10 protein-coding genes are annotated in these 8,036 nt (G+C 68.0%); 9 read left to right on the forward strand and 1 reads right to left on the reverse strand.

The genetic code is table 11. The annotated features are described in order from the left end of the window. Positions 1 to 79 precede the first annotated feature (79 nt). The 4 genes from AC07U0_RS14925 (at position 80) to AC07U0_RS14940 (ending at position 2,378) form a co-directional block, all read left to right on the forward strand. Complete coding sequence (locus tag AC07U0_RS14925; protein ID WP_494720778.1) at positions 80 to 292, forward strand: hypothetical protein; 213 nt, start codon at positions 80 to 82, stop codon at positions 290 to 292. Positions 293 to 426: 134 nt separating this feature from the next. Next, a complete protein-coding gene (locus tag AC07U0_RS14930) occupies positions 427 to 690 on the forward strand; it encodes a DUF6894 family protein (protein WP_494720779.1) in 264 nt (87 codons plus the stop codon). Between the two features lie 330 nt (positions 691 to 1,020). Beyond that, positions 1,021 to 1,740 carry a Crp/Fnr family transcriptional regulator gene (locus tag AC07U0_RS14935; RefSeq protein WP_492947706.1) on the forward strand — a complete coding sequence of 240 codons (720 nt, stop codon included), beginning with the start codon at positions 1,021 to 1,023 and terminating at the stop codon, positions 1,738 to 1,740. A gap of 71 nt (positions 1,741 to 1,811) precedes the next feature. Beyond that, a complete protein-coding gene (locus tag AC07U0_RS14940; protein ID WP_494720780.1) occupies positions 1,812 to 2,378 on the forward strand; it encodes a Crp/Fnr family transcriptional regulator in 567 nt (188 codons plus the stop codon). A 190-nt stretch (positions 2,379 to 2,568) separates the two neighbouring features. Here AC07U0_RS14940 and AC07U0_RS14945 read toward each other — a convergent pair whose 3' ends face one another. After that, complete coding sequence (locus tag AC07U0_RS14945; RefSeq protein WP_494720781.1) at positions 2,569 to 3,138, reverse strand: SOS response-associated peptidase family protein; 570 nt, start codon at positions 3,136 to 3,138, stop codon at positions 2,569 to 2,571. Between the two features lie 351 nt (positions 3,139 to 3,489). Here AC07U0_RS14945 and AC07U0_RS14950 point away from each other — a divergent pair, with 351 nt between their 5' ends. The 5 genes from AC07U0_RS14950 to AC07U0_RS14970 all read left to right on the forward strand — a co-directional run. Continuing rightward, positions 3,490 to 3,810, forward strand: coding sequence for a TrbC/VirB2 family type IV secretion system protein (locus tag AC07U0_RS14950; protein ID WP_494720782.1), 321 nt, complete (start codon positions 3,490 to 3,492; stop codon positions 3,808 to 3,810). Next, positions 3,810 to 4,094 (forward strand): VirB3 family type IV secretion system protein, encoded by a 285-nt coding sequence (locus AC07U0_RS14955; RefSeq protein WP_494720783.1) that lies wholly within the window; start codon positions 3,810 to 3,812, stop codon positions 4,092 to 4,094. Before AC07U0_RS14950 ends, AC07U0_RS14955 begins: the two co-directional genes overlap by 1 nt. 4 nt (positions 4,095 to 4,098) lie before the next feature. Beyond that, complete coding sequence (gene trbE / locus AC07U0_RS14960; RefSeq protein WP_494720784.1) at positions 4,099 to 6,522, forward strand: conjugal transfer protein TrbE; 2,424 nt, start codon at positions 4,099 to 4,101, stop codon at positions 6,520 to 6,522. After that, positions 6,473 to 7,219 carry a TrbJ/VirB5 family protein gene (locus AC07U0_RS14965; protein ID WP_494720785.1) on the forward strand — a complete coding sequence of 249 codons (747 nt, stop codon included), beginning with the start codon at positions 6,473 to 6,475 and terminating at the stop codon, positions 7,217 to 7,219. Before trbE ends, AC07U0_RS14965 begins: the two co-directional genes overlap by 50 nt. A 10-nt stretch (positions 7,220 to 7,229) precedes the next feature. Then, the coding region (locus AC07U0_RS14970) for a type IV secretion system protein (RefSeq protein ID WP_494720786.1) at positions 7,230 to 8,036 on the forward strand (807 nt) is incomplete at its 3' end.

Raw genomic sequence — 8,036 nt, forward strand, 5'->3', positions numbered from 1 at the left:
CCCCCTGGCTGTGGGTCTGGCTATTGATCGGCGCGCTCGCCCTGGCTGGAGGGTTTGCCGGGTTGGCAGGCGGATTCAGGTGACCCGAAACGGGCGCGATCGGCCGCCGCTTCTTGAGCGCGCATTTGCCCTGGCGGACAGCGGGCGGGTCCAGTCCACCAAGACGTTGAGGCGGGCCCTGGTGGAAGAGGGCTACGGCCACGGCGAAGTGGCGTCGGCCCTGACCGGTCTGGGCATCCGCCGTGAGCTGAAGGCGCGGATGCTTGCCGCCAACCCCGATGGACAGGACTGACGGGGCCATGGGTTTCGCCCTTGGAGGAGCGGTTTTGGGACGCGGCGCCCCGCCATGGGACATGCCATGGGACATAAGGTCCGGGCGGGAACGCGCGCGTCGGTGGGGGGTTCTGCAGGTCCACGGAGACTGCGATGGCCCGGTACTACTTCCACACTCTCGATGGCGACTGTATTCGCGATGACCTGGGAGAGGAGCTGCCCGATGATGAGGCGGCGCGCAAAGAGGCGCTGGTCGTCTTCGGTGAACTGCTTCAGCATCATGGCCCGCAATTCTGGGCGTCGCGTCGGTTCAGTATCATCGCCACCAACGAACGCCGGGAAATCGTGGTCACCCTGACGGCAAAGGCCTCGGACGACCTGCCCGATGACCCTCGCGCGCAGGCGCTCATTAACTAGGGCGTATGGTCGGACCGGGCCTGGAACGCCCACCGTCGAGTGTGAGGATCAGCGCGCCGTCTCCGAACACCTCGATCCTGATCGCTTCGGGCCATAGTCCGAACACCGCCTCAGCCCGCGCCAGAATATCCTCGGCCGGCGTCAGTTGGAGCGATATCTCTGTGGGCGGTCGGCCGGTTCGGTGGATCAGGACATGGAAGGCGCGCATGGATACGAGGAGAGGGTCACGCAGGCGGGGGCGAACCGTAGCGCTCGGGCGGCGTTGCGGGATTCACATGGGTTAAGCTGGGCGCCGGTTTCGGTCCGCGGCCGGCCTGAGGAGACGATCTGATGTCCAACGCCTTGATCGAGAAGCTGGCGCGCCGCGACGTCCTGGACGCCAACGAGGAAGCAGCGCTGAGGCGGGTCCTGGGGCCCGCCCTTCGCGTGCCGGCAGGGCGTGATATCGTCAGCGAACACGTCCGGGTCGATCAGAGCACCCTGATCCTGAGCGGCTTCACCGCCCGCTATACGACACTCGCGAATGGGCGGCGGCAGATCACCGAGATCAATGTGGCAGGCGACTTCGTCGACCTGCACAGCCTGCTGATGAAGCAGATGGACCACGGCATCGTCGCCCTGACCGACTGCACCATTGTCCACGCCAGTCATGCCGACCTGCGAAAGCTCATCGACGATCACGGCCATCTGGCCCGGCTGCTGTGGCTCGACACGGTGATCGACGCGGCCATCCACCGTCAGTGGCTGGTGGCGATGGGACGGCGCAGCGCCTTGGCGCACCTCTGCCATCTGATCTGCGAACTCTATCTGCGCCTGGAGGTCGTCGGCCAGGCCGAGAGCCGGGCCTTTGATCTGCCGCTCAGCCAGGCCGTGCTGGGCGACGCCCTGGGTCTCTCGACGGTCCACGTCAACCGGCTCGTTTCGGAGCTGCGGACCGAGGGTATCATCACCTGGGTCGCGGGGCGCGTGACCATCCTCGATTGGGAGCGCCTCGCCGGGATCGCGGAGTTCGACCCGACCTATTTGCGGCTGCACAGGGAACCGACCTGAGGCCGAAATGGCCGTGCCGGATTCACCTATGTTAATGCGCAAGGGGCGGGTCAATCGCAGGACCGCTCCTGATGACCGACGCGCCTGATTCTCAAGATCCCAAGCCTGGCCCCGCGCCGCTTCGGACCGCCGTGCAGGGGCGGTGGCGGGAGGGCGACGCCGGAGAGGTGACCGTCGAAGCCGGCGTCTTCATCGAGACGACAGTGTCGGGCCGGCTCGCGCGCGTCGTGGGCGCCGGAGAGTGGATCCTGGATGAAGGGTTCTGGCTGACGGACGGGCAGTATCGCGAGACGCGGTCCGATCCCGAGGCGCGCGCCGCCGCGTCCGCCCGGCAAACCCAGGTGCTGAAGGCCCGGGTGGATTGTCTGATGTCGCACAGCGGCGGGGCCCGGCTGGCCGACCTCCTGTCGACGCTCCACGCCTGCCTGGGGCGGGATCGCCTGACCGTGACACAGCAGGCCCTGGCGGACCTGCTCGGCCGGCGCCGCGCCACGATCAACGAAGGTCTGCAGGCCCTGCAGGATCGAAAGATCATCCGGATCGGCCGGGGTCGTATCGAGGTCTGTGACAGCGCCGGTCTCGCCGGGGCCGCTTGCGGTTGCGAAAGCCGTTGGCTTCGAGAGCGCGGCGTCGCTTGAGTACGGGGCACCCTGGCCCCGGGCGTCAAGGTTTGCCGTGCCGCGCGCGGCAGCGGAGCCTTCAGGAAGAGGAACCGCCCGGCCCGTTTCGAGACGTTGGCGGCCATCCCGCTCGGGCCGGACCGCAGTTCGGGGGCGCGCTGAAGTCAGAGGCTTATGCGGGACTGTCGCGGGCCTTCCATCACCCTTCTCAGGGAAAGACCTTCTCCACGGTCAGGGCGCCGGGGGGCGACGGCCTGATGAGGTCCGCTTCCGGACGTGAGGCCTGCAGCCAGTCCCTTGCCCGATCATGGCCGAGGAGGACGATCTGACGGTCATGATAGGGCTGGATGTCGGTCCCGGGCTCGGTCGTCAACATGGCGAAGGCGCCCTCCCGGACCAGGCCTGCAATCCAGAAACTCGGCTGGCCGGCGAGGGCGAACCGCCATTTCGTTTTGCGCTTCTGGCCCGGCTCCGGCGCCGTGAACTCGAAAAAGCCGTCCGCGGGAATGGCGCAGCGCGTGGCGCCGGCGAAACTTCGCCCGTCCGAGCGGAAGTTGAAGACCGGCCTTCCGCCCGGACCTTTCCAGGCCCAGGGGGTCATATGGACCTCCGGCCCGGCGGAGCCTGTCGTGACGATCGGCGCCCGATCGCCGATCCGGATGCTCGCCATCGGTCCGAAATTGGGCATGCCGCCGGGAAAGACCAGACGACTGCCCGTTCGGTTGAAGGCTTCGATGATGTCGTCGAAGGGCAGGATCAGCTGATATTCGTTGCACATCCGGTCTGACCCGCAGGGTTCGGTCATCATTAGGCGCCGGTGTCTTGACGGCGTCAATGCGCCGGGCGTCGCCGACGCCGCCGGCTCAGGTGGCGCACCGGCGAGGTCGCGGCGCCGGCAAGTCCGTGAAATCGAAGACGTATAGCCGCGTTGCTGTAAGTCGATATCGGAGTTCGCAAGACTTGAACGCACGTGAGTGTTGAGCTTGAATCCGCAAGTCCAGTCAAGTCAAAGACAAGTCTCGATAAGTCTTAATAAAAAAGATCAGAAGTCCTGTTGACAACTGGTCTGATGATTTGCTTGCAATGAGTCGTAACGCGCTGAAATGCGCTGAATGACAGGACAGCAGATATGCAACGGATACCGCGGCGCCGCCTGTTCGGCGCGATGATGACGTGCAGCCTGATGGCGGCCGGACCCGTGCTCGCCGGCGGGTCGGGCATGCCTTGGGAAGGACCGCTGCAGCAGATCGTGGAGTCCATCACCGGGCCGGTCGTCCAGGCGGCGGCCGTCGTCGCCGTCGTGGTCTTCGGGGCCGGGATCGCCATGAGCGAGAACGGATCGTCGATGCGCCGGGGCCTGGGCATCATGTTCGGCCTGTGCATCGCCTTCGCCGCCTCAACCTTCTTCCTGGACTTCTTCGGCTTCGCCGGCGGGGCGGAGATCGGCTGATGGCCCAGGGACGCTCCACCGATGCCGGGCCGCCCGACGGATGGAATCTCCCGGTGGCGCAGGCCCTGGCCGAGCCGGTGCTGATGGCCGGGATGCCGCGAGACTATGCGATCGCCATGGGCACCATCGCCCTGATGCTGGGCCTCGCGCTCCGGATCTGGTGGCTGGGCCTGCTGTGGTGGGCGGTCGCCCATGCCGCGGGTCTCTGGGCCGCGCGTTCGGACCAGCGCTTCTTCGATGTCCTGCGCCGGCACCTGCGCCTGCCCGGTCATCTGGACGGATAGGGCGATGCGGTTCCTCGATGAACATCGCCGCCGTCCGGCCGCCCTGGCAGATCATCTGCCCTGGGCCGCGCTCGTCGACCCCGGCGTGGTGCTTAACAAGGACGGATCCCTTCTCTGCGGCTTCCGCTTTCGCGGACCGGATCTCGAATCCGCGACCGAAGACGAGCTGATGGCGGTGCGCGCCCGGCTCAACAACGCCCTCAAGCGGCTGGGCACCGGCTGGTGCCTGCATATGGAAGCGCGCCGTCGCCCGGCCGCGGCCTACCCGGCAAGCGCGTTCGACCTCGACGTCGCCTGGCTGATCGACGCCGAGCGCCGCGCCCGGTTCGAGGACGCCGATCCGGCCTTCGAGACCGAGTTCCGTCTTGCCCTGACCTGGCTGCCGCCGGCCGACGAGACCCGGATGCTGGAACGCTGGCTGTTCGATGGCCTGGCCAGAGCGGGCCAGGACTGGAGACTGTCGCTCGCCGCCTTCCGGCGAGAGGCCGACACTATGCTCGATCTGCTTTGCGACGCCCTGCCGGAGATCGAACGGCTTGAGGACGGGGATCTGTTGACCTGGCTCCACGAGAGCGTTTCCCCCCGGTCCTTTGCGGTGCGCCCGCCCCAGACCCCGATGTTTCTGGACGCCTGGCTGGCCGATGCGGGGCTGACCGGCGGGGTGTCGCCCCGGCTCGGCGACCGATGGCTCAAGGTCGTCTCGGTCAGGGGTCTGCCCACGGCGACCCGGCCGGGCCTGCTGGATGGGCTGGGCGCCTTGCCGTTCGAATATCGCTGGACCTGCCGCTGGATCGGTCTGGACAAGGCCGAGGCCGAGCGTGAGATCGTCAAGCTTCGCAAGCGCTGGTTCGCCAAACGCAAGGGCGTCGGCGTCCTCCTGCGCGAGGCCATAACCCGGGAGGAGGCGCCGCTTCTCGATACGGATGCGGCGACCAAGACGGAGGAGTGCGACGGCGCCCTTGCGTCTCTCGGCGCGGAGACGGCCGCCTTCGGCTATCTGACCGTGACCGTCACCGTGATGGACGCCTCGGAAGAGGGGGCGGCGGCCAAGGCGCGGGCGGTCGAGGCGGCGCTCAATGCGCAAGGACTGGTCGCCCGGACCGAGGACCTCAATGCGGTGGAAGCCTGGCTCGGCTCCTTGCCGGGCGAACCCTATGCCGATGTGCGCCGGCCCCTGGTGTCGACGCTGAATCTGGCCGATTTGATGCCGGTCTCCGCCGTCTGGGCCGGCCCGGCCGGAGACGCTCATCTGGACGGCCCGCCGCTGGCTACGGCGCGAACGACCGGCTCGACCCCCTTCCGGCTTGTCCTCCATGTCGGCGACGTCGGCCACGCCATGGTCGTGGGGCCCACGGGCTCGGGCAAGTCCGCGCTCCTGGCCTTTCTCGCCCTGCAATGGTTTCGCTACCCGGACGCCCGGGTGGTTTTCTTCGACAAGGGGCGCTCGGCCCGGGCGGCGACCCTGGCGTCAGGCGGGCGGTGGCGGGCGCTGGAGCCCGGCGCGCGGTTTTCGCTCCAGCCTCTGGCCGCCATCGATAAGGACGATGAGCGGGCCTGGGCGTCGGAATGGATCGCCGAGACCGTCCGGCTGGCCGGGCTGGAGCCGGTCCCGCGGGTCCGGGAAGAGATCTGGATCGCCCTGACGACCCTAGCCGAGGCTCCGGTCGCCCAGCGCACCCTGACGGTCTTTTGCGCCCTGGTCCAGGACAGGACGGTGGCGGCCGCTCTGGAACCCCTGACCCTGAAGGGGCCGCACGGGGCCTTGCTGGACGGGGAGGGGGCGGCTTTCGGCCCCTCCCGGTTCGACACCTTCGAGCTCGAAAGCCTGATGGGCACGCCGTCAGCGGTCGCCCCTGTGCTTGCGGCCCTCTTCCATGCCCTGGAGGCCGGTTTCGACGGCCGGCCGACACTGCTGATCCTCGATGAGGCCTGGCTCTTCCTCGGGGAGACGGATTTTGCCGCCCGCATCCGGGAATGGCTGAAAACGCTCAGGAAGAAGCGGGTCTGTGTGGTCTTCGCCACCCAGAGCCTCGACGACGTGGCGGCCTCCTCGATCGCCGCCAGTCTGATCGAAAGCTGCCCGACCCAGGTCTTCCTGCCCAATCCGCGCGCGCTGGAGCCGTCGTCGGCCGACCTCTACCGCGGCTTCGGACTGAACCGGCGTCAACTCGAGCTGATCGCCTTCGCGACGCCCAAGCGCGCCTACTACTGGCGTCAGCCGCGGGGGCGTCGGCTGTTCGACCTGCGCCTGTCCGGCGTGGCCCTCGCGCTTTGCGGGGCGTCCTCCCCGGAGGACCAGGCTCTGATCGACGCCGTTCTCGACCGGTCGGGCGAAGACGGGTTCGCCCGTGAATTCCTCAAAGCCAAGGGAGTGCAGAATGTGGATTCCGTCCTCGACGCCTTCGCGCGTCCGCTCGCGGCCGAATAGGCTGATCTCCGGCCTCGCCGCCGCCCTGGTCGCCGCCAGCCTTCTGGCCGCGACGCCCGTTCCGGCCCAGCAGGTCGTCTTCGATCCGCGCAATCACATCGAGAATGCGCTCCAGGCCGCGCGGCAGTTGGAGAGCCTGGCCAATGAGGCGCGGAGTCTGGCCGCCTCCCCCTACAGCCATCTGGCGGGCTCGAACCAGTCCTTGCAGGACATGGCCGAACTGGCCCGCACGGCGAGAGGATTGGCCACATCCGTCAATGGGTTGGAGCAGCAGTTTCAGACGCTGTATCCGGAGGATCTCTCGGGCGTCGACCTTGCGAGGCTGCTTCAGCGGGGTGAGGCCCGCACGGCCAACGCCCGGCGCACGGCCGAGGACGTCGCCCGGGCCGCAGCGGAACTGCAGCGGCTGGGCGAAGCGCGGCAGGCCCGGCTCGCCGGCGCGCTTTCGGCCTCCCAGGCCGCCGAGGGCCAGACCGCCGCGGTCCAGTCGACCAATCAGTTGCTGGCCGTCCTCGCCGAGGAGCTTGCGGGGTTGCGCACCCTGATGCTCGCCCAGTCGCGGCTCATGGCCGAACAGACGGTTCGGGCGGCGGCCCAGGAAACAAGCGGCGCGGCGGCGCGGCGGACGCGGTGGGCGGCGACGGCAGGGCGGCCCGCGGCCCCCGCCTTCGATCCCCTGTCTCACGCCCGGGATTGAGGCCGGGTCGATGGCGGTCAGCGTGGAGACGCCCAACGAGCTGATGGTGGTGTTTTCCAACACCGTCTCGGCCGGGTTCGACGCCCTCCAAGGCGCGGTCAACGGCGTCTTTGGCCTGTTGATCGTCCTGGTCGTGGCCCTGACGGGCCTCCAGTGGGCGCTGTCGGCCAACCGGGAGGTCCTGGCCTCGGGCTTCGGCAAGGTCCTGTTGATCGGCGCCTTCGCCTTCCTGATCAACGACTGGCAGCAACTGTCTGAAACCATTTACGCCGGCTTTCTCGAACTCGGCCTGACGGCGGGCGGCGGCTCCCTCTCTCGGGAGGAGTTTCTGAATCCCGGGGCCATCCTCGCCCAGGGCTGGGAGATCGTGAAGCGACTGGGCGAGACTCCGGCTCCCGTCGACAATCCGCTCGACGTGGTGGGCAATATGGCCGACGCCCTGATCCTGGGTCTGGCGATGATCGGCATCCTGCTGGCCTTCGCGGTCCTGGCGCTGCAGATCATCGTCTCCCTTCTGGAGTTCAAGATCGTCACCCTGGGAGGCTTCGTCCTCCTGCCCTTCGGCATCTGGAACAAGTCCGCCTTCCTCGCCGAACGCCCGCTGGGCTATGTCGTCTCCTCGGGGCTCAAGGTTCTGGCGCTGGCGATCGTCATCTCGGGCGCCCAGACGGTCTTCGACCAGCTGCAGCCGTCCGCCAATCCCGACATCTACGAGGCCCTGACCATTCTGGTGGCGGCGCTTCTGCTGGCCATGCTGGCCCTGTTCATTCCCAATCTGGCGTCGGCCCTGGTCACGGGCGGCCCGGCCCTGGGCGCC

The organism is Brevundimonas sp. GW821-FHT02A10, from assembly GCF_059422025.1.

What these genes read in the sequence shown, in the direction of transcription:
- AC07U0_RS14930 (WP_494720779.1), top strand. Translation starts at nt 427, where the DNA reads ATGGCCCGGTACTACTTCCACACTCTCGATGGCGACTGTATTCGCGAT.
- AC07U0_RS14935 (WP_492947706.1), top strand. Translation starts at nt 1,021, where the DNA reads ATGTCCAACGCCTTGATCGAGAAGCTGGCGCGCCGCGACGTCCTGGAC.
- AC07U0_RS14940 (WP_494720780.1), top strand. Translation starts at nt 1,812, where the DNA reads ATGACCGACGCGCCTGATTCTCAAGATCCCAAGCCTGGCCCCGCGCCG.
- AC07U0_RS14945 (WP_494720781.1), bottom strand. Translation starts at nt 3,138, where the DNA reads ATGTGCAACGAATATCAGCTGATCCTGCCCTTCGACGACATCATCGAA.
- AC07U0_RS14950 (WP_494720782.1), top strand. Translation starts at nt 3,490, where the DNA reads ATGCAACGGATACCGCGGCGCCGCCTGTTCGGCGCGATGATGACGTGC.
- AC07U0_RS14955 (WP_494720783.1), top strand. Translation starts at nt 3,810, where the DNA reads ATGGCCCAGGGACGCTCCACCGATGCCGGGCCGCCCGACGGATGGAAT.
- trbE (WP_494720784.1), top strand. Translation starts at nt 4,099, where the DNA reads ATGCGGTTCCTCGATGAACATCGCCGCCGTCCGGCCGCCCTGGCAGAT.
- AC07U0_RS14965 (WP_494720785.1), top strand. Translation starts at nt 6,473, where the DNA reads ATGTGGATTCCGTCCTCGACGCCTTCGCGCGTCCGCTCGCGGCCGAAT.